The organism is Amycolatopsis sp. NBC_01480, from assembly GCF_036227205.1.
Lineage (GTDB): Bacteria > Actinomycetota > Actinomycetes > Mycobacteriales > Pseudonocardiaceae > Amycolatopsis.
On sequence record NZ_CP109442.1, the window covers coordinates 6,040,657 to 6,061,585 of the forward strand.

Here is a 20,929-nt window from a genome sequence, read left to right on the forward strand (position 1 = left end):
GTCCCTCCTGATCTTCGCTGTCTCAGTCGTCGATGCGGCCGCTGATCCGGCCGCTGCCCGAATGCGCCGGGGTGCGGTTGCGGCGGTTGTCCCAGTGGTCCTTGTTGTCTTCGTGGTTCTCGCGGGTTTTCTCGACGCCTTCCTTGGCGTCTTCCTTCATCTGGCCGACGTCTTCCTTGATCCCCTTGGCGTTGTCCTTGATGTCCCCGACATCGCCCGCGATGCCCTTGCCGATGTCGATCGCGTCGCCGAGGCTGCCGATGTCCTTGATCTTCGACAGCTGGGACCCGATGTCCTTGATCGAGTTCCACAGGTCGCCGACCTTCTGGATGATGTCCTTGATCATGTCGACGATCGAGATCAGCGCGTCGATCAGCGGCAGGATCTCGGACAGGCCCGTGATCGCGTCGGCGACCCAGCCGGCGATCGGCACACAGGCCTCGGCCGCCATCACGAGCAACCGGTCGATCAGGCTCTTGAGCAGGTCCAGCGCCTTCGCCGCGAGCTTCTTCGAGGTGTCCGAAAGCAGTTCGAAGCCCTTGGCGATCAGCTCCGCGATGCCCGCCTCCGCGGCGAGCCCGGCCCGCCAGCCGAGGTCGACGTATGCCTTGTGCGCGAGCGACGCGGGACCGGTCCAGCTGTCGCCGAGGATCTTCTCGTTCCCGGTCATCACCCCGGAGAACGCCTTCATCGCCTCCGCGATGTTGCGCCATGCCTCGGCGTCGGCGGACATCTTCGAGAAGTCGCCGGTGATCGGCTCGATGAACTCCTGCGTGAGCGACTTCCCGGTGATCTGCTGGAAGATCCACTCGACCGCCAGCACCTCGACGCCGGCGTCCTTGACCAGGTCCTGGATGTCGTCGCCGGACGTGTCCTCCGGCGGCTGCAGCTGCTCGGTGATCGCGCTGCCGTTGTCGAAGCCGCTCGAGGTGGACTCGCCATGACCGGGCTTCTCGGGCTCCTTCTTGTCGTCCCCGGAGTCGTCGTCCTTCTTTTTCTTCTCTTCCTTCTCCGGCTTTTCCTTGGTGTGCTTGGGTTTGTCGGACCCGTGCCCGCCGCCGTGCTTCGCCATGTCTTCCCCTTCCTCAGCTCTGGCCCTGGCCGGACGGGCCCAGGTTGTCGAGCGAGAGGCCCAGCTGCTTGAGGATCTCCGCGGACTTGGTGTCGTGCTGCTCGTAGGCGGTCGCGGCGGACTGGATGCCCTGGCTCATCGAGGTGAGCCGGCTGTGCCCGAACTGGAGCGTGTCGCCGTAGAGGTCGCGCACCAGGTCGACGACCGGGCGCAGCAGCATGAACAGGCCGGTGAAGCCCGAGGTGTCGCACGCGGTCGTGCGCATGTAGTCGTTGATCTTGTCGATCTGCGCGTGCAGTCCGTCCAGCACGTCCGCGTACTCACGCATGACGTCCGGTGCCACGTCGAAGTCGGCCACCGATTCCCTCCCCGTGATCGTCGGTCGACGAACACTATGGCAGGAGGTGATCACCCAGCGTGGGGCTTTCCGGAAATTCAGCCGGACTGGCGACGAAAGCCCCGGGCGATCAGAGGTCGGGCAGGCCCAGGTCCAGGTTCGGCGCCTGCAGCCCACCGTCCACTTCGAGCACTTTGCCGGTGACGTAACCGCCGGCCGGGGAGACCAGGTAGACCACGGCCGCGGCGATGTCCTCGGGCTCGCCGATCCGGCGCAAGGGAGTGGCCTGCTCCATCTTGGCCCGGATCTCTTCGTTGCCCACCACCAGCTCCAGCGCGGAGGTGGCCACCGAGCCGACCGAGATCGCGTTCACCCGCACCCGCGGCGCGAGGTCCACCGCCGCCATCCGCGTGTACTGCGAGAGCGCCGCCTTGGCCGTGCCGTAGGCGAGGAAGCCGCGGCCCTGCACGCGGCCCATGATCGACGAGATGTTGACCACCGCGCCGCCGTGCTCCAGCAGCGCCGGGGTGGCCGCCGCGGTCAGCGCGTGCGCGGTGGAGACGTTGAAGCGAAAGGCTTCCTCGAGGAAATCCGTGGTGGTCTCGAGCAGCGGCCGGGGGTAGGTGCCGCCGACGTTGTTGACCACGATGTCGAGCCGGCCGAACGTGCTCGTCGCCGCTTCCGCGAGGGCGGCCGCGGCGGCCGGGTCGCTCAGATCGGCGGCCACCACGTGCGCCCGGCGCCCGGCGGCGGCGACCCGCTCGGCCACCTCGTGCAGCTGGGATTCGGTGCGCGAGGCGATGACCACGTCCGCGCCCGCTTCGGCCAGTGCCACCGCGGTGGCCGCGCCGAGCCCGCGGCCCGCGCCGGTGACCACCGCTACCTGATCTGTGAGCCGGAACCGGTCGAGGATCATGCGGCGGACGTTAACACGTTTCACGCACTGGTGGCAGCGGTCACTTCGCCGACTCCGCGCAGTGGCGCGGACACGCTGCGTCCACTCGGCGGCACTGTAATTTTCCTGACCCGCCCGAAACCGGAACGGCCGGTTAGACTTGACGGCACTCACCCGGATCGGGTAGTTAGCAGGGCGAACTACCTGGGTCTCATCAGGAACTACGTCGTTCCACGCAGCCAGATCGTTACGGTTCGGGATCGTTTGGGCCGCTCCGAGGCACTGCCGCCGTGTTTCCCAGGTGTTAAAGTCGCGCTAACAAGCGGGCCATCGTCGTCCCGTGCGCTCCCCACGGCCGGTTCGCCGGCCACCGCACGAAGACGACGAAGGAGGTCCCTTTTCCATGATCTTCTCCGCCATTCCCGGCAAACAGGGTCTCTACGACCCGGAGACCGAGCAGGACTCCTGCGGTGTGGCCATGGTGGCCGACATCCAGGGGCGACGCTCCCACGGCATCGTCACCGACGGCCTGACCGCGCTGACCAACCTCGACCACCGCGGCGCCGCGGGGGCCGAGCCGACCAGCGGTGACGGTGCCGGCATCCTCCTGCAGCTCCCCGACGAGCTGCTGCGCGCCGAGTCCGGCTTGCCCCTGCCCGAGTTCGGCGCGTACGCCGCCGGCATCGCGTTCCTGCCCGCCGACGCCGAGCAGCGTCGCAAGGCCGTCGAGCTGACGGAGCGCATCGCCGGCGAGGAGGGCCTCGAAGTCCTCGGCTGGCGCGAGGTGCCGGTGGACGCCGACCGCGCGGACATCGGGCCCAGCGCGCGCTCGGTGATGCCGCACTTCGCCATGCTGTTCGTCGCCTCGCAGCACGAGGAAACCGGACTGGAGCTGGACCGGCTCGCGTTCTGCCTGCGCAAGCGCGCGGAGCACGACAGCGAGACCGCGGGCTGCGGCACGTACTTCCCGTCGCTGTCCGCGCGCACGATCGTCTACAAAGGCATGTTGACGCCGGAGCAGCTGCCGAAGTTCTTCACCGACCTGGCCGACCCGCGCCTGGCGAGCGCGATCGCGCTGGTGCACTCGCGCTTCTCCACCAACACCTTCCCGTCGTGGCCGCTCGCGCACCCGTTCCGGTTCGTGGCGCACAACGGCGAGATCAACACCATCCGCGGCAACCGCAACCGCATGCGCGCCCGCGAGGCGCTGCTGGAAGCGGACCTGATCCCCGGCGACCTGACCCGGCTGTTCCCGATCTGCTCGCCGGACGCCTCGGACTCCGCCTCGTTCGACGAGGTGCTGGAGCTGCTGCACCTGGGCGGCCGGTCGCTGCCGCACGCGGTGCTGATGATGATCCCGGAGGCGTGGGAAAACCACGCCACCATGGACCCGGCGCGGCGCGCGTTCTACCAGTTCCACGCCAGCCTGATGGAGCCGTGGGACGGCCCGGCCTGCGTCACCTTCACCGACGGCCGCCTGGTCGGCGCGGTGCTGGACCGCAACGGCCTGCGCCCGGCCCGGTGGTGGCGCACGGCGGACGACCGCGTGGTGCTCGCCAGCGAGGCCGGGGTGCTCGACGTGGCCCCGGAGGACGTGGTCGCCAAGGGCCGGCTCAAGCCCGGCCGGATGTTCCTGGTGGACACCGTGGCCGGCCGGATCGTGGACGACGAGGAGGTCAAGTCGGCGCTCGCGGCGAAGCTGCCGTACGAGGGCTGGCTGCACGCCGGCCTGCTCAAGCTGGCCGACCTGCCCGACCGCGACCACATCGTGCAGAGCCACGATTCGGTGCTGCGCCGCCAGCTTTCCTTCGGCTACACCGAGGAAGAGCTGAAGATCCTGCTCGCGCCGATGGCCGCCAAGGGCGCCGAGCCGATCGGCTCGATGGGCTCGGACACCCCGGTCGCCGTGCTGTCCCAGCGGTCCCGGCTGCTCTACGACTACTTCAAGCAGAACTTCGCGCAGGTGACCAACCCGCCGCTGGACGCCATCCGCGAGGAGCTGGTCACCTCGATGGCGCGGATCATGGGCCCGGAGCGCAACCTGCTCGCGCCCGGCCCCGCGTCCTGCCGGCACCTCAACCTGCCGTACCCGGTGATCGACAACGACGAGCTGGCCAAGCTCATCCACATCAACGACGACGGCGACCTGCCGGGCTTCGCGTGCAGTGTCCTTTCCGGACTGTACGAGGTGAGCGGCGGCGCCGACGCGCTGGCGTCGGCGATCGAGCGGGTGCGGCGCGAGGCGTCCGAGGCGATCGCGGCCGGGGCGCGCACGCTGGTGCTGTCCGACCGCGACTCCGACCACCGGATGGCGCCGATCCCCTCGCTGCTGCTGGTCTCCTCGGTGCACCACCACCTGGTGCGCACCAAGGAGCGGCTGCGCGTGGCGCTGGTGGTGGAGAGCGGTGACGCGCGCGAGGTGCACCACATCGCGCTGCTGCTGGGTTACGGCGCCGCCGCGGTGAACCCGTACCTCGCCTTCGAGACGATCGAGGACATGATCGCCTCCGGCGGGATCACCGGGATCGAGGCCGCGAAGGCGATCCGGAACTACGTGCAGGCGCTGGTGAAGGGCGTCCTGAAGATCATGTCCAAGATGGGCATCTCGACCGTCGGCGCGTACACCGCGGCGCAGGTCTTCGAATCGCTCGGGCTGAGCCAGGACCTGCTCGACGAGTACTTCACCGGCACGTCGTCGAAGCTCGGCGGCGTGGGGCTGGCGGTGCTGGCCGAGGAGGTCGCGGTGCGCCACCGCCGGGCCTACCCGGACAACCCGACCGAGCGGGTCCACCGTGGACTCGACACCGGCGGCGAGTACGCCTACCGCCGCGAGGGCGAGCTGCACCTGTTCACGCCGGAGACGGTGTTCCTGTTGCAGCACGCGGGAAAGACCGGCCGCGAGGACGTGTACCGCAAGTACACCGACGAGGTGCACCGGCTCTACCGCGAGGGCGGCACGCTGCGCGGGCTGTTCAAGTTCCACGAGGGCGCGCGCGAGCCGGTGCCGCTGGACGAGGTCGAGCCCGCCGAGGCGATCTTCAAGCGCTTCAACACCGGCGCCATGTCGTACGGCTCGATTTCGGCCGAGGCACACGAAACGCTGGCCATCGCGATGAACCGGATCGGCGGCCGGTCCAACACCGGCGAGGGCGGCGAGGACCCGGAACGGCTCTACGACCCCCAGCGGCGCAGCGCGATCAAGCAGGTCGCCAGCGGCCGGTTCGGCGTCACCAGCGAGTACCTGGTCAACGCCGACGACATCCAGATCAAGATGGCGCAGGGCGCGAAGCCCGGCGAGGGCGGCCAGCTGCCGCCGAACAAGGTGTACCCGTGGATCGCGCGCACGCGGCACTCGACGCCGGGCGTCGGGCTGATCTCGCCGCCACCGCACCACGACATCTACTCCATCGAAGACCTGGCGCAGCTGATCCACGACCTGAAGAACGCCAACGAGCACGCCCGCGTCCACGTGAAGCTGGTGTCCTCGCTCGGCGTCGGCACGGTCGCGGCCGGGGTGTCCAAGGCGCACGCCGACGTGGTGCTCATCTCGGGCCACGACGGCGGCACCGGCGCGTCGCCGATGAACTCGCTCAAGCACGCGGGCACGCCGTGGGAGATCGGGCTCGCCGAGACCCAGCAGACGTTGCTGCTCAACGGTTTGCGCGACCGGATCACCGTGCAGGTGGACGGCGCCATGAAGACCGGCCGAGACGTGGTGATCGCGGCGCTCCTCGGCGCCGAGGAGTACGGTTTCGCGACTGCCCCCCTCGTCGTCGCGGGCTGCATCATGATGCGCGTCTGCCACCTCGACACCTGCCCGGTTGGCGTCGCGACGCAGAACCCGGAGCTGCGCGAGCGCTACACCGGCCAGGTCGAGCACGTGGTCAAGTTCTTCGAGTTCGTCGCCCAGGAGGTCCGGGAAACGCTGGCACAGCTGGGTTTCCGCACCCTCGACGAGGCCATCGGGCACGCCGAGCTGCTGGACACCGACGAGGCCGTGGCGCACTGGAAGACCTCCGGCCTCGACCTGAAGCCGATCTTCGACATGCCGGACGCAGCATCATTCAAAGGCGGCGGCGGCGCGAAGCGGCGGGTCCGCGGCCAGGACCACGGCCTGGAGCACGCCCTGGACCGCACCCTCATCCAGCTCGCCGAGGCGGCGCTGGAGGACGCGCACCCGGTGCGGCTCGAACTGCCGGTGCGCAACGTCAACCGCACCGTCGGCACGCTGCTCGGCTCGGAGATCACCCGCCGCTACGGCGGGGAGGGCCTGCCCGAGGACACGATCCACGTGATGCTCACCGGTTCGGCCGGGCAGTCGCTGGGCGCGTTCCTGCCCAGCGGAATCACGCTCGACATGGTGGGCGACGCGAACGACTACGTCGGCAAGGGCCTCTCGGGCGGCCGGATCGTGGTGCGCCCCGACCCCGCCGCGTCGTTCGCCGCCGAGCGCCAGACCATCGCGGGCAACACCCTCGCGTACGGCGCCACGTCCGGCGAGATGTTCCTGCGCGGCCAGGTGGGCGAGCGGTTCTGCGTCCGCAACTCCGGCGCCACCGTGGTCGCCGAGGGCGTGGGCGACCACGCCTTCGAGTACATGACCGGCGGCCGGGCCGTGGTGCTCGGGCCGACCGGGCGCAACCTGGCGGCCGGCATGTCCGGCGGCACCGCGTACGTGCTCGACCTCGACCTCGCCAAGGTCAACCGGGACATGGTGGACCTGCTGGCGCCGGACGCGGACGACCTGGCCTGGCTCAAGCAGACGGTGCGCAAGCACCACGACCTCACCCGCTCGGCCGTCGCCGCGTCGCTGCTCGGCGACTGGACGCGGCGCTCCGCGGCGTTCACCAAGGTGATGCCGCGCGACTACCAGCGGGTGCTCGACGCGGCGAAGGCGGCTCGCGCGGCCGGCCGCGATGTCGACGAAGCGATCATGGAGTCCGCTCGTGGCTGATCCGAACGGTTTTATGAAGTACCGGCGCGAAGAGCCGAAGAAGAAGTCCAAAGAGGACCGTCTCGCCTCCTGGGGCGAGGTCTATGCGGACGTCGAGCCCGGCGAGCGCAACGAAGCCGTGCGCACGCAGGCCTCGCGCTGCATGGACTGCGGCATCCCGTTCTGCCATTCCGGCGGCTCGGGCTGTCCGCTCGGCAACCTGATCCCGGAGTGGAACGACCTGGTCCGCCGCGGCGACTGGGCCGCGGCGAGTGACCGGCTGCACGCCACCAACAACTTCCCCGAGTTCACCGGGAAGCTGTGCCCCGCCCCGTGCGAGGCGGGCTGCGTGCTGTCGATCTCGGCGGCTTCCGGCGGGGCGGTGGCGATCAAGCGCGTCGAGCAGGCGATCGCCGACCAGTCCTGGGAAGCGGGCTACGTGCAGCCGCACGCCGCCGAGGTCTCCTCGGGCCAGCGGGTGGCCGTGGTCGGCTCCGGCCCGGCCGGGCTGGCCGCCGCGCAGCAGCTCACGCGCGCCGGCCACGAGGTCACCGTGTTCGAGCGCGACGACCGGCTCGGCGGGCTGCTGCGGTACGGCATCCCCGAGTTCAAGATGGAGAAGAAGGTCCTCGACCGGCGCCTGGCGCAGCTGCGCAAGGAGGGCACCCGGTTCGTCACCGGCTGCGAGGTCGGGGTCGACCTCACGGTGGAGGACCTGCGGGCCCGGTACGACGCCGTGGTGCTCGCCGTGGGCGCGCTGCGCGGCCGCGACGACACCACCACCGAGGGCCGCGGCCTCGCCGGGATCCACCTGGCGATGGAGCACCTGGTGCCGGCCAACAAGTTCGTCGAGGGCGACGGCCCGCCGTCGGTCGACGCGAGCGGCAAGCACGTGGTCATCATCGGCGGCGGCGACACCGGCGCGGACTCCTACGGCACCGCGACCCGGCAGGGCGCGCTTTCGGTGACGCAGCTGGACCAGTACCCGATCCCGCCGTCCACTCGCGACGACGAGCGCTCGCCGTGGCCGACCTGGCCGTACATCCTGCGCACCTACCCGGCGCACGAGGAGGCGGGGGAGCGCAAGTTCGCCGTCGCGGTGAAGCGCTTCGTCGACGACGGCGAAGGCCACGTGAAGGCCGTGGAGCTGCAGCAGGTCCGCGTCGTGAAGGACCCGGAGACGGGCCGTCGTGAGGTCGTGCCGACCAGCGACGAGGTCGAGGTGCTGCCGGCCGACCTGGTGCTGCTGGCGATCGGCTTCGAGGGCGTCGAGGAGATGGCGCTGCTGGAGGGCTTGGGCCTCTCGCTCACCCGCCGCGGCACCCTGTCCTGCGGCGCCGACTGGCAGACCTCGTCCCCGGGCGTCTTCGTCTGCGGCGACGCCCACCGCGGCGCCTCGCTGGTCGTGTGGGCCATCGCGGAGGGCCGCTCGGTCGCGAATGCCGTGGACGCCTTCCTCACCGGCGCCTCGGACCTGCCCGCCCCGGTCCACCCGACGGCGCTGCCGCTGGCGGTCGTCTGAGCCGCCGTTCCCTGAGCGCAGGCCCCGGTGCAATGGCGCACCGGGGCCTGTTTTCGTTGCCGTGACGGCGGAATCGCTCATCCGCCGGAATCCACTGTGGACCGCGGGCCGCCATTCGCGGTGCCCGGCGAGCGGACCCGGCCGAACGACGCGCCGAGCCCTGGCCTTTACCCCGCCCTGAACTCGTGCGACGCTCAGGCACCGGTACTTCGGGGGGAGGAGCGTCGATGGTCCAGGACCGGCCGGATCGCCACGGGCCGATCACCAATCAGGTACTCGGCCCGGTGACCGGTTCCGTCCTCCAGGTCGGGCACGTCGATTCGATCACCTACTCCGCCGGGGCGCCCGCTCGTTCGCGCTACCTGGAGTGGGTGCGGCAGGTAGCGCCGCAGCAGCTCGTCGGCCGCGAGGAGGAACTCGCCGAGCTGGCGCGGTTCTGCACCGCGCCGGACCCGGCGCCGGGCTACGTCTGGTGGCGGGCCGCGCCGTGGGCGGGCAAGTCCGCGTTGATGGCCACTTTCGTGCTGGCGCCGCCGGACAGCGTGCGGATGGTGTCGTTTTTCGTCACCGCCCGCTCGCTCGGTGACGATCGGCGGGAAGCGTTTGTCGACGTCGTGCAGGAACAGCTCGCGGAGATCCTCGGCACGGCCAAGGATCGCGACGCCCGAAACCTCAACGCGGTCTTCGCCGAGGCCGCGGAACACTGCCGGGAGCGCGGTGAACGCCTGGTACTGCTGGTCGACGGCCTTGACGAGGACCAGGGCGCGAGCGCGGGCGGGCACAGCATCGCCGCACTGCTGCCGCTGCCCGCCCACGGACTGCGCGTGATCGTGTCGAGCCGCTTCAACCCGGGCGTGCCCTCGGACGTGCGGGAGGACCACCCCGTGCGGGCCCCCGGCATCGAGCGTTCCCTGGCTCCCTCGCCGGCGGCAGTCACCGCGCGGGGCGACATGGAGCGCGAGGTCGACGCCCTGCTCCGGGGCAGTGCCGGGGAAAAGGATCTGCTGGGCTTCCTCGTGGCCGCCCGCGGTGGTCTCACCAGCTCTGATCTCGCGGAGCTGACCCAGCGCCGCGAGCGGGAAGCCGAACGGGTGCTCAACAGCGTCGCCAGCCGCTCGTTCACCCGGCGTCCCGCGCATTGGCGGGCCGGCGAAGCCCCCGAGATCTTCCTGCTGGCCCACGAGACTCTGCAGCGGGAGGCGGCCGAGGCGCTGGGACCGGACGAGCTGGCCCGCTACCTCGAGGCGCTCGACCGCTGGGCCGGTGGCTATCGGGACGCGGGGTGGCCGGTGGACACGCCGCAATTCCTGCTGCGCGGGTACTTCCGGCTGGTCCGTGAGCGCGGCGACGTGGCGGCTCTGGCGGATCTGGCCGGCGACCAGGCCCGTCAGGAACGGCTGCTGGACGTGTCCGGCGGTGAGGTCGCGGCGATGGAGGATCTCGAAGCGGCGCGGGCGGCGTTGCTCGATTCGGCCGAGCCCGACCTCATCCGCCTGATCACCGTCGAGACCTACCGTGACAATTTTCGCCAGCGAAACAAGAACACGCCGGCGGCGCTCCCCGCCGTGTGGGCCGCGCTCGGCCGGGCGGACCACGCGGTCGCGCTGGCCCAGTCGATGATCGAGCCGGCACCCCGGCGGCGGGCCTTGCTCGAATTGACCGGCACGCTCGTCCGCCGTGGTGAGATCGACCGGGCGCGCCGGTTGGCCGAGGATGAGCACGAACCGGATCTGCGCGACGCGCTGCTCGCGGAGATCCCCTTCTCCTTGCTGCGTGAGGGCCGCCTCGCCGAAGCTGCCGGACAGCGGGACGAGCGCTTGAGCTTGAGCCGGCGCAAGAGGATCGACGCATTCCTGGTGGCTGCCGGTCCGGAACCGGAGGTCGATCGGGCGCTGCTGCTGGCCAAGGCCATCCCCGAGGAGGAGCTGCGGACGGCCACGCTGCGCATGGTGGGTGCGTTGCTGGTCGCCGGACACCCGGACCTGGCGCTGCGAGTGGCTGACGCGCTGGACGGCAGTCACCGGGTTTCGCTCGTGTTCGACGTGGCCCGGCGGTTGCGCCGGGACGGCGAGACCGCTCGAGCCCAGGACCTCATGCAAGAGGCGGGGGACAGCGAACGGCTCTTCCGGGCCTCGCTCACCGAAGAGCTGACCGTGGCCGCGGAGCCGCTGGAGGTCGTCCAGAGACTCAGCTCGGAGCTGGGTGAGGACGTTCGCGATCGGGTCCTGTTCCCCGCGGTGATGGACGCGCTGACGGCGTCCGGGCGGCTCGAGGCCATTCCGGCTGTACTGGACTCGATGACCGGTACGTATCAGCAAGACGAAGCGACGATCAGGTTCATCACGGCACTGGTGGCGGACGGGCAGACCGAGCGGGCCTTCGCGTATGCCGAGAAATTCGAACCCGGCCGGCCCCCGCGCTTGTTCCTGTTCGGCGTTCTCCGCTTGTGGACCGCACTCGCCGAAGCATTGCTGAAGCACGGCGATCAGGCCGGGGCGTACCGGGCGGCGCAACGAGCGGAGCGGCTGGCCCGCGGGCCATTGGGCGACCATCGCGCCGTCGAAGCGATAACGGCCCTGGCCGGCACGGTGGTCGCGGCCGGTGACATCCGGCGGGCCGAGCTGCTCGCGCCACTGGTGCCGCTCGACGAGGGAGGCCGAGGCACTATCCGGGAGCTGGCCGAACTGCTGGCGGCCGAGGGAGACTTCCGCGTCGCGGAAAAGCTGATCCGCGGTCTCGAGCTCTTGCCGAGCAAGGCCCCGCCGATGGTCGTCCTCGCGCGTCGTCTCCGGAACGCGGGAGACCGCGCCGCGCTGGCGGGTCTGGCCGGCTACGTCCGGAGCCTGGCGGAGCACCAGGAGAGCGATCGGGAATTCGAGCGGCGATCCGCTCGCAGGGCGGTGATGACCATGCTGTGCGCGGTCGGCGAGCCTGCCGAGATCATCGAGCTGGCCGCGCGCTATCGGACAGACGAAGAGGATCTGGGGTTCGAAGACACGATCGCGGAAGGCCTGAACGAGCTGGCAGCGCGGGGTGAAGCGGCGGTAGCGCTGGAGATGATCGGCTTGCTGTCCCGTTACGCCGAGAGAGTGCGGCGTGATCTGGTTTCCGGGCTGCTCGAAGCGGGTCATCTCGAGCAGGCCGAGGCCGTTGTCGGCGTCGGTGGCAATGCCGATGAACGCCGCGACCGGCTGCTGGAGGTTTTCCTGCCCGAACTGGCCCGGCACGATCCGGCCCGGGCCGTGGACGAGGCCCGGGGCATCGAATTCGCCCCCGAACGGGCCCGGGTGCTGGTGAAGATCGCGGCCAATCTCGCTCCGGACGAGCGCAAGCGGGTCCTCGCCGAAGCCGTCCGCATCGACCACTGGGCGGCGATCGTGCCCGCACTGGACACCGGCGAATTGGCCGGCCTGCTGAACGTCGCGGACCGGCTGGGCGCCCTCCGTCACCAGGACGAATGAACGCCGGGGACCCGGCCAAGCCCTCCCGGAGCCGCTCAGCCGGCGGACCTTATCCTGGGACTCGTGAACTGGACAGTGGACGTTCCCGTCGACACACTTCCCGAGCTCCCGCCGCTGCCGCCCGAGCTGCGCGCCCGCCTCGACGCGGCGCTGGCCAAGCCGGCCGCGCAGCAGCCCGAGTGGCCGGACCCGGAGCTGGCCAAGCGGGCCAGGGGCGTCCTGGAGAGCGTCCCGCCGATCACCGTGCCGGCCGAGATCGACCGGCTGAAGAACCGGCTCGCCATGGTCGCCAACGGCGAGGCCTTCCTGCTCCAGGGCGGCGACTGCGCGGAGACGTACGAGTCCAACACCGAGCCGCACATCCGGGCGAACCTGCGCACGCTGCTGCAGATGGCCGTGGTGCTCACCTACGGCGCGAGCCTGCCGGTGGTCAAGGTCGGCCGCATCGCCGGCCAGTACGCGAAGCCGCGCTCGGCGGCCACTGACGCGCTGGGCCTGCCGGTCTACCGCGGCGACATCATCAACTCCCTCGAGCCGAAGCCCGAGCTGCGGGTGCCGGACCCGGGCCGGATGATCCGCGCGTACGCGAACGCGGGCGCGGCGATGAACCTGGTCCGCGCCCTCACCGGCGCCGGCATGGCCGACCTGCACCAGGTGCACGACTGGAACAAGGACTTCGTGTCCTCCTCGCCCGCGGGCGAGCGGTACGAGGCGCTGGCCGGCGAGATCGACCGGGGCCTGCGGTTCATGAACGCCTGCGGCGTCTCCGACACCTCGCTGCACTCCACCGAGATCTTCGCCAGCCACGAGGCGCTGCTGCTCGATTACGAGCGCGCGCTGCTGCGGCTGGACAACGCCGACGCGGCGAACCCGAAGCTGTACAACCTGTCCTCGCACTTCCTGTGGGTCGGCGAGCGGACCCGTCAGCTGGACGGCGCGCACATCGCGTTCGCCGAGCTGCTGGCCAACCCGATCGGGCTCAAGATCGGCCCGACCACCACGCCGGAGCAGGCGCTGGAGTACGTCGAGCGGCTCGACCCGCGGCACGAGGCCGGCCGGCTCACGCTCATTTCGCGGATGGGCAACGGCAAGGTCCGTGAGGTGCTGCCGGCGATCGTGGAAAAGGTCGAGGCGTCCGGGCACAAGGTCATCTGGCAGTGCGACCCGATGCACGGCAACACCCACGAGTCGTCGACCGGGTACAAGACCCGCCATTTCGACCGCATCGTCGACGAGGTCCAGGGCTTCTTCGAGGTGCACCACAAACTGGGCACCTACCCCGGCGGCATCCACGTGGAGCTGACCGGTGAGGACGTCACCGAATGCCTCGGCGGCGCGCAGGAGATTTCCGACATCGACCTTTCGGGCCGCTACGAAACCGCCTGCGACCCGCGGCTGAACACCCAGCAGTCCCTCGAACTGGCCTTCCTGGTCGCGGAAATGCTGCGCGGCTGAGGTCCGTATTCCGGTGGAAGTCCCTTTTCCCCGTGGTGTGGAAATGGTGATTTCCGCCGGAATGGAAAGCGTCGCGGTGATTATCGGGCGGGTATTCCGATAGTTGTTGCGCCATTGGTGTGCGCCGGTAACGGCGGTATTCGGTCACGCGACTCCCGTGGCGCAGGTATCCACCCGTCGCGAGAGAATCGAGATGCTGTGTCTCACGAGTACATCGCCGCGACCACCGGCGGCGACCAGGTGGTGAAGGTCCGGTAGGCAGCGGTCAAGGGCTTGTGAGTGGCCAGGACGGTTCTAACCGTCATGAACACTCACGAGCTTTAGGCCGTGTGCACCAGCGCGGCGGCCGACTTCAGCACGGCGTCGCGCAGGGAGCCGAGGTCCGGCACGGCCGCGCCGTTGGCCTGGAGTCCGATGTGGACACTGTCGCGGTAGGCGGCCACGGCGATGCCGACGGCGTGGCGCGGGGCGAGGGGCACGAACGGGTACACCTCGGCCAGCGGCGCGCCGTCCAGGGCCAGCCGGGCCGGCGGCAGCGGCACGGCGGTCACCACCAGGTCGAACAGCAGCGGCGCGGCCAGCCCGGCGGTCTTCGTGCCGAGGCGGTGCAGGACCGGCGGGACGCGCCCGGCCAGCAGTGGGAACGCGCCGGCGCCCCGGGACGGCCCGGCCGCCTTGTTCCGCGTCATCGCCTGGCGGACCACGGCGAGGCGCTGCACCGGGTCGTCGACGCCGACCGGCAGGTCGCACAGGTAGCCGGACAGCTGGTTGCCGCTCAGCTGGGTGCGGGCACGGCCGCGCACGCTGACCGGGATCAACGCCCGCAGCGTGCGGCCGTCGGCTCGCTGGCCGCGGTTGACCAGCCACTCCCGCAGCGCGCCGGACAGCACGGCGAGCACCACGTCGTTGCCGGTTCCGCCGTGGGCGCGGCGGATCCGGCGGAGGTCGGCGGCGGGCAGCCGGACGAAGCCGAGCCGCCGTTCGGCCGAGGCCGGCGCGGACAGCAACGGCGCCGGCGAGAGCGGCGGCCGCGCGGCACGCACCAGCGAGGACGCGATTTCGGCCGTCTGACCGGCCTGGGCGAACGTGTCCTTGACGGTGTCGAGGGCCGAACGCGGCCGCGGCACCACCGGGTCACGTCCCGCCGCGGCGACCCGCGCGGTGAGCGGCAGCCCGTCCAGCAGGCCGACGGCCACGGCATACGCGCCCGCGCCGTCGGTGAGCGCGTGGTGCAGCTTGAGCAGCACGGCGAACCGGCCCTCGGCCAGCCCGGACACCACGGTCAGCTCCCACAGCGGCCGCCCGGTGTCGAGCGGCTGCGCGATCCACTGCGCCGCGTACTCCGCCAGCGGTTCCATCTCGTGGAACGCGCTCACGCGGTAATGGTGGATGTGCTGCGCGGCAACAAAATCCGGGTCTTCCGACCAGCTCGCCGAGCCCGGCGGGAACAGCTCGGTGCGCGTTTTCTGCCGGAGTTTCGGGATCTGCGCCGCCCGCTCGGCCAGCAGCGCGGTCAGGCGCTCCGGGGAGACCGGCTCGGCGGGGGTGAACGTCAGCACGGCGCCCATGTGCATCGGCGCGGTTTCGCTTTCCAGGCATAGGAAAGCCACGTCGAGCGGGCTGAGCGAGGTCCGCGTCATTCGGCGGCCTTTCCTGGTGCGGCCGGGATTCGGGCAGGGGACGACCACCACATCAGCCGGACATGACGAGGGGGTGGTCACGATGTTTCGCGGGCGCTAACTCCCCGCGGGTTCACTCGGCTGTGGTAGCCCGGGGCTTGCGCTGCGGCAACGGCGCCGGCGGCACTGCGTTCCGCGGCACTGCGGGCTGTGGCAAGGGTTGCACGGTGGGCTGCGGCAAGGGTGGCGCAGTGGGCTGTGGCACGTTTTTCACCGGCGCAGCGGACGACGGCACGGCTGGGGGTTGCGTCCGGCCGCTCGGCTGTGGCAGGGGAGTCGGTTGCGGCACGGGAGTGGGCTGAGGCAGCGGAGTCGGCTGTGGCAGGGGAATGGGTTCCGGCCGGGCATGGGGTGGAATGGCGGCCGGTGGTACGCCGGTCGGCGGCCCGTCGGCCGGTGGCTCGGCGGCGGATGGTCCAGCGGAAGGCACCGCAGCGGGCGCCTCGCCGTACACCGAGCCGCCGAAGGAGACCGCGGTGGCGTGCCGGACCGCGACCCCGTTGCCCGGCCGTTTCGGCAGCCCGGGCCACAGCTCCCCGGCTTCGTGGGCGGCGGCGCGGATGGCGGCGCCGTCGACGCCGGTGTGCGTTTCCTTGATGCCCCGGTCGAGCCACTGCACGACCAGCGTCAGCGGCCCGTCCTGCGGCAGCGGCCAGACGAAGACCTGGTGGTCGAGGTGGAACTGGGTGCCGCCGCCGCCCTGCGCGCGCAGCACCGGCTGGTCGGGCTCCGAGGCCGAGGGCACCGAGATGGTCTCCGAGCTGGCCCGGCTGCCGTCCGGGTAGAGCACGCCGATCAGTAGCGCGTTGTAGTCCGGGATCCGGCGATGGTCGATCAGGCTGCCGCTGCGGCCTTCGTGCAGGCTGTCGCGCGAGTACACGCCGAGCCGCAGCGTCATCGCCTCCGGCCACACCTCGATGCCCCGCAGCGCGACGATCGTGCGCTCGGAGCGTCCGAGCGGCATCGCCCACGGCAGCAGCGCCGGGACGATGTGGTCGCTCGGCGGGCCGGTCCACGGGCGGCCCTCGTAGCCGAACAGCTCCTGCTCCCGCACCGGGAACAGGGGCCGCTCGCGCGGGCCGTCCGTGAAGAAGCTCATGCTTGCTCGCGTGCCGACGGGCCGCCGTCCTCCGGCGACCGGGCCACGGCGGGGGAGAACGCCTTGCCGAACATGTCCGACACTCCCTCCGCGCCGTTCTTCGGGCGACCTCGACGTTACCGGACGCCCGCGCGCCGCCCGGGCGTTTTCCGGCGCTGGGCCAGCTGTTGTGCTACCACAGCTTCCCGGCTTTCCGCCAGTGTGGCCACCGCTCAGCCGCCGAAGCCGCGGATCTTCACCTTCGTGCCCTTCGGCACCAGCGAGCCCGGCTGCGGGTCCTGCTGGAAGACGAAGTCGAACCCGCCACCGTGGCCGCGACCGCCGCCGCCGTCACCGCCCTTATCGGCTTGCAGGCCGGCGTCCTTGAGGATCTGCTCCGCCTGGTCGAACGGCTTGAACCGGACGTCGGGCACCTGGACGGCGTTGGAGACGAAGACCTTCACCACCTTGCGGCCCGGCGAGTTCGCCGCCGGGTCGGTGCGGGTGACCGAGCCGGCCGGCACGGTCTGGGAGAACTCCTCGCCGCCGTCCTGCGGCTGGAACCCGGCCTGCTGCAGGATGCCGAACGCCTCGTCCTTCGACCGCCCGGTGACGTCGGGCACCGGCGGCAGCGGCTCGGGGCCCTTGGACAGCACCAGCGTGACCTGGCCGCCGATGTCCACCGGCGTGCCGGGGGCGGGGGAGACGCTCAGCACGGTGCCCTCGGGCGCGGTGTCGCTGTACGCCGGCGTGCCCTGTGTGACGGTGAGCTGCTGGTCCTGGATCGCCTTGGTGGCGTCGGCGAGCGGGCTGCCCACCTGGATGTTCGGCACCACCGGCTTGCCCTTGGACACGACCACGGACACGGTGGCGTTCGGCTGCAGCGAGGTGCCCGCGACCGGGTCGGCCTTGATCACCGTGTTGGCCGGGACGGTGTTGCTGAACTCCTGGCTGTACTGCGGGGTCAGCTTCGCCGCCCGCAGCGCGTCACCTGCCGAGGCCTGGCTGAGCCCGACGAGCTTCGGCACCGTCGAGGTGTTCGGGCCGGTGTCGCTGAGGATGAACGCGTACGCGCCGATCAGCCCGCCGAGCACCAGCACGCCGAGCGCGATCAGGGCGATGAGCTTCCGGCGGTCGCGCGGCTTCTTCTCCTCGGCGGGGGCCGGACGCCGGGGCGGCGTCGGCGGCACGGCCTGCTGCTGGCCGGTCGGCGGTGACATCGGCGGTCCCGGTGGCGGGACCGGCACGGCCCTGGTCAGCGCGCGGGTGCCGCGCGGGCCGGAAACCGGCATGGTCTGCTCGGTGACGGCGGGGATGCGCGGAAGGGTGCGCTCGGCGTCGGACACCCCGTCGCCGTCCGGCGGGGGCGGGATCGGCACGCCCACCAGCGCCAGGCCCAGCTCGGCGCGGACCGCCTGCAGCTCGGCCAGGAACACGCCGGCGTCGGCCGGGCGCAGCTCGGGGTCGCGCCGGGTGGCGCGCAGGATCAGCTCGTCCAGTGCGGGCGGCAGGCCGGGGCGCAGGTCGCTCGGCCGCGGGACGTCGTCGTTGACATGCCGGTACGCCACCGAAAGCGCGGTGTCGCCGGTGTAGGGCGCCTGGCCGGTGAGCATCTCGTACAGCAGGATCCCGGCCGAGTAGACGTCGCCGCGCGCCGCGGCCGCGCCGGTGGTGACCTGCTCGGGGGAGAGGTAGGCGACGGTGCCGAGGATGACGCTGGAGCTGGTGGTCCCGGCGCTCGCGACGGCGCGGACCAGGCCGAAGTCCCCGACCTTCACCACCCCGCCGGTGAGCACGGTGCTGCTGCGGCCGATCAGCACGTTCTCCGGCTTGACGTCGCGGTGCACCAGCCCGGCGGCGTGCGCGGCGGCCAGCGCCGAGAGCACCGGCTCGGCGATGCTCAGCGCGAGCGCCACGTCCAGCGGCCCCTGCTCGGCCATCAGGTCGCGCAGCGTGCCGCCGTCGACCAGCTCCATCACCAGGAACGCCAGGCCGGAGTCCTCGCCGGCCGGGGTGTCGAAGCCCTGGTCGTGCACGGCTACGACGTTCGGGTGATGCAGCTGCGCGGCGGAGCGCGCCTCGCGTACGAACCGCTCCACGAACGAGCGGTCGTCGGCGAAGCGGGGATCCATGATCTTGATCGCCACCTGCCGGTCCAGCCGGGTGTCCAGCCCCCGGTAGACCGACGACATCCCGCCGCGGGCCAGCAGCCTGTCCACGCGGTAGCGGTGTTCGAGCAGCGTGCCGACCAGGCTCGGATGCGTCCGTGTCACGGCTGAATCGTACGGAACCGCCGGGGTGGCGCGGAGGTGACCTGGCAGGTCACCCGTGCGTACCAATGGGACGCCCGGTCGAATGTGGCACAGTGTCACCTGTGAGTGGGATTCCTGTCGCCGAAGACGTCCTCGACCCCGCGGTAGCGGTTCTTCCGCTGACGGAGGTGGCGACGGCCCTCGGGACTTCGGTCAACAAGGTGCGCCAGATGCTGCGCGAAGGCCAGCTGATCGCGGTGAAGCGCGGCGGCGAGCTGTGCGTGCCGGGCGCGTTTTTCGTCAAGGACGGCGTGGTCAAGGGGCTGGCGGGGACGATCACCGTGCTCGCGGACTCCGGCTTCAGCCGCACCGAGATGCTGCGCTGGCTGTTCGAGGCGGACGACACGCTCCCGGGCTCGACCCCGGTGAACGCGCTCCGCACCAGCCACGGCACCGAGGTCAAGCGCCGCGCGCAGGCGATGGCCTTCTAGCGCCCGTCCCGTCCCGCGTTCCGGTCCCCGGTGAACACACCAGGTAACCGATCGCGGCGGCGAGTTGCAGCCCCGCGGCGGCGCACAGGCACACCGCCGGCGACTGCCCGGCGAGCGGTCCCGCGACGGCCGTGCCCGCGGCCATCCCGGCGATCTTCACGCTCGCCGCGGTGGTGAAGGCCTGAGCCCGCACGTCCGCGGGCGCCTCCCGGTGCCGGACCGCGAACACCGCCGAGAGCTGCGGCCCTTCGCCGAATCCGATCAGTACGGCGGCCGCGACCAGCAGGATCGCGTTCGGCGCCGCCGCGGTCGCGAGGAAACCCGAGCCGAGCGCGACCGTGCTGAGCAGCACCGTGATGTCCGGCGGGCCGGGCAGCGGGTGGCGGGCCAGCAGTGCGTTGACGAGCAGGGACGCCACGGCCATGACGGTCAGCAGCAGCGTGCCGTACCCCGCGCCGCCGAGCCGGTGCAGGCCCAGGACCGGGTAGCAGACCATGGCCATACCGATGCCGGCGTACGAGAGCGTGGTGGTCACGGTCGTGCGGCGCAGCGGGCGGTTGCGGAGCAGGAACAGTGCGGCGGCGGTGGGCTTTCGCGGGTTCCGCGGGCGCTCCGCCCGGCGCGGCAGGCGCCAGGCGACCGGAACAGCCGCTGCCACGAACACGCTTGCGACGGTGAGCGCGACCGGCGCGCCCGCGAGGTTCGCCAGCAGCCCGGCGAGTCCGGGGCCGGCCAGGCTCGCTGCGGTGAACGTCATCGCGTCGAGCGTGCTCGCTCGCGGCAGCCGCTCCGGCGGGACCAGCGCGGGCAGCTGCGCGGTCCAGCCGCCCGCGACCGCCGGGTTGAGCAGGCCGGCGAGCGCCGCCGTCGCCAGCACCAGCGCGAAGGGCACGCGGCCGAAGAGCACCGTGATCAACGCGAGCCCGGCGGCGTACCCGGCGAGCGCCGTGGCCAGGACCCTGCCGGGAGAGCGGGACCGGTCCAGCGCCGCGCCGAGCAACGGTCCGCCGAACGCGGCCGCGATGGTCAGCCCGGCCAGCAGGGTCGAGCCCGTGACCGCCGTCGACGAACTCAGTCCCAGCAGGAGCAGCGCGGGACCGGACGACTCGTCGCCACTGCGGGCGGCCGTCGCGCCGATCAGGTAACGGCTCAGCACAGTCAAGACGTTACAGTGGGGTATGACTGTTCCGCCGCCGGATTTCCCGGGTGGCCGTTCGGCGGTGCGCCGCGCGGTGGACCTGCTCGACGTGCTGCTGCCGGTGCCGCCTGACCCGGCCCGGGTGGCCGAGGTGCTGGTGGCGCGCGGGGAGCCGGACGAGCCGTTGGCCACGGCCGCCGTCGCCGAGCTGCACGAAGCCGCGCTCGAACTGCGCGAGGTCTTCGCCGCGCCCGATACGGCGGCCGCAGCGAAGGTGCTGAACCGGCTGTTCGCGAAGTACGCGAGCCCGCCGCGGCTGACCGCGCACGACGCGGACTTCGGCTGGCACCTGCACGTCGACGCGGCCGACGACGGGCCGTGGGGCGCGTGGTTCGTGACGTCCTCGGCGCTCGCCCTGGCCGGGCTGCTGGCCGAACGGCAGGGGCCGCCGGGCGGGCTGTGTGCGTCGCCCTCGTGCGGGCGCCCGTTCGCACATCTGGGCGGCGGCAGTCCACGGCGTTATTGCTCGACGCGCTGCGCGACCCGCGAGCGTGTGGCGGCGCACCGGGCCAAGACGAAAGCCCCCTCACCGGAGTGAGAGGGCCTTCGGGAACTG

At 71.4% G+C, this 20,929-nt stretch carries 13 protein-coding genes; 6 read left to right on the forward strand and 7 right to left on the reverse strand.

Translation table 11 applies throughout. The features are described from left to right. Positions 1–22: 22 nt before the first annotated feature. The 3 genes from OG371_RS28945 to OG371_RS28955 all read right to left on the reverse strand — a co-directional run bounded on the left by OG371_RS28945 (position 23) and on the right by OG371_RS28955 (position 2,325). On the reverse strand, positions 23–1,072 hold the full coding sequence (locus OG371_RS28945; protein ID WP_329058433.1) for a hypothetical protein: 1,050 nt from the start codon (positions 1,070–1,072) through the stop codon (positions 23–25). A gap of 13 nt (positions 1,073–1,085) precedes the next feature. After that, positions 1,086–1,430: a type VII secretion target gene (locus OG371_RS28950; protein WP_329058434.1), complete on the reverse strand. Its 345-nt coding sequence runs from the start codon at positions 1,428–1,430 to the stop codon at positions 1,086–1,088. Between the two features lie 109 nt (positions 1,431–1,539). Beyond that, a complete protein-coding gene (locus OG371_RS28955) occupies positions 1,540–2,325 on the reverse strand; it encodes an SDR family oxidoreductase (RefSeq protein ID WP_329058435.1) in 786 nt (261 codons plus the stop codon). Positions 2,326–2,707: 382 nt separating this feature from the next. Between OG371_RS28955 and gltB the strand changes: the two genes are divergently transcribed. The 4 genes from gltB (at position 2,708) to OG371_RS28975 (ending at position 13,675) form a co-directional block, all read left to right on the forward strand. Further along, the gene (gene gltB / locus OG371_RS28960) at positions 2,708–7,258 is read left to right on the forward strand and encodes a glutamate synthase large subunit (RefSeq protein WP_329058437.1); all 4,551 of its coding nucleotides are present in this window, start codon (positions 2,708–2,710) and stop codon (positions 7,256–7,258) included. Next, positions 7,251–8,759 (forward strand): glutamate synthase subunit beta, encoded by a 1,509-nt coding sequence (locus tag OG371_RS28965; RefSeq protein ID WP_329058438.1) that lies wholly within the window; start codon positions 7,251–7,253, stop codon positions 8,757–8,759. The genes gltB and OG371_RS28965 overlap by 8 nt, the downstream gene beginning before the upstream one ends. Before the next feature lie 227 nt (positions 8,760–8,986). Next, a complete protein-coding gene (locus tag OG371_RS28970) occupies positions 8,987–12,220 on the forward strand; it encodes a hypothetical protein (protein ID WP_329058441.1) in 3,234 nt (1,077 codons plus the stop codon). 63 nt (positions 12,221–12,283) lie between these two features. Further along, on the forward strand, positions 12,284–13,675 hold the full coding sequence (locus tag OG371_RS28975; protein ID WP_329058442.1) for a class II 3-deoxy-7-phosphoheptulonate synthase: 1,392 nt from the start codon (positions 12,284–12,286) through the stop codon (positions 13,673–13,675). Between the two features lie 320 nt (positions 13,676–13,995). On the opposite strand, the gene OG371_RS28980 is transcribed toward OG371_RS28975, so the two are convergent. From OG371_RS28980 to pknB, 3 genes are all read right to left on the reverse strand, one after another. Next, positions 13,996–15,315 carry a wax ester/triacylglycerol synthase family O-acyltransferase gene (locus OG371_RS28980; RefSeq protein ID WP_329058444.1) on the reverse strand — a complete coding sequence of 440 codons (1,320 nt, stop codon included), beginning with the start codon at positions 15,313–15,315 and terminating at the stop codon, positions 13,996–13,998. A gap of 112 nt (positions 15,316–15,427) precedes the next feature. Continuing rightward, positions 15,428–16,453, reverse strand: coding sequence for a hypothetical protein (locus tag OG371_RS47530; protein WP_442876000.1), 1,026 nt, complete (start codon positions 16,451–16,453; stop codon positions 15,428–15,430). Between the two features lie 212 nt (positions 16,454–16,665). Further along, positions 16,666–18,705, reverse strand: a complete 2,040-nt coding sequence (gene pknB, locus OG371_RS28990) for a Stk1 family PASTA domain-containing Ser/Thr kinase (protein ID WP_329058446.1) — start codon at positions 18,703–18,705, stop codon at positions 16,666–16,668. A 101-nt stretch (positions 18,706–18,806) separates the two neighbouring features. On the opposite strand from pknB, the gene OG371_RS28995 reads away from it, so the two are divergent. Continuing rightward, a complete protein-coding gene (locus tag OG371_RS28995) occupies positions 18,807–19,175 on the forward strand; it encodes an Rv2175c family DNA-binding protein (protein ID WP_329058447.1) in 369 nt (122 codons plus the stop codon). Here OG371_RS28995 and OG371_RS29000 read toward each other — a convergent pair. Beyond that, positions 19,144–20,331, reverse strand: coding sequence for an MFS transporter (locus tag OG371_RS29000; RefSeq protein WP_329073291.1), 1,188 nt, complete (start codon positions 20,329–20,331; stop codon positions 19,144–19,146). The two genes, OG371_RS28995 and OG371_RS29000, sit on opposite strands and share 32 nt — an antisense overlap. Positions 20,332–20,353: 22 nt before the next feature. Between OG371_RS29000 and OG371_RS29005 the strand changes: the two genes are divergently transcribed. Then, positions 20,354–20,911, forward strand: a complete 558-nt coding sequence (locus OG371_RS29005) for a CGNR zinc finger domain-containing protein (RefSeq protein WP_329058448.1) — start codon at positions 20,354–20,356, stop codon at positions 20,909–20,911. Positions 20,912–20,929: the final 18 nt, after the last annotated feature.

Coding starts and splice junctions, on each gene's coding strand:
- gltB (WP_329058437.1), top strand. CDS start 2,708: ATGATCTTCTCCGCCATTCCCGGCAAACAGGGTCTCTACGACCCGGAG.
- OG371_RS29005 (WP_329058448.1), top strand. CDS start 20,354: ATGACTGTTCCGCCGCCGGATTTCCCGGGTGGCCGTTCGGCGGTGCGC.
- OG371_RS28970 (WP_329058441.1), top strand. CDS start 8,987: ATGGTCCAGGACCGGCCGGATCGCCACGGGCCGATCACCAATCAGGTA.
- OG371_RS28945 (WP_329058433.1), bottom strand. CDS start 1,072: ATGGCGAAGCACGGCGGCGGGCACGGGTCCGACAAACCCAAGCACACC.
- OG371_RS47530 (WP_442876000.1), bottom strand. CDS start 16,453: ATGAGCTTCTTCACGGACGGCCCGCGCGAGCGGCCCCTGTTCCCGGTG.
- OG371_RS28980 (WP_329058444.1), bottom strand. CDS start 15,315: ATGACGCGGACCTCGCTCAGCCCGCTCGACGTGGCTTTCCTATGCCTG.
- OG371_RS28955 (WP_329058435.1), bottom strand. CDS start 2,325: ATGATCCTCGACCGGTTCCGGCTCACAGATCAGGTAGCGGTGGTCACC.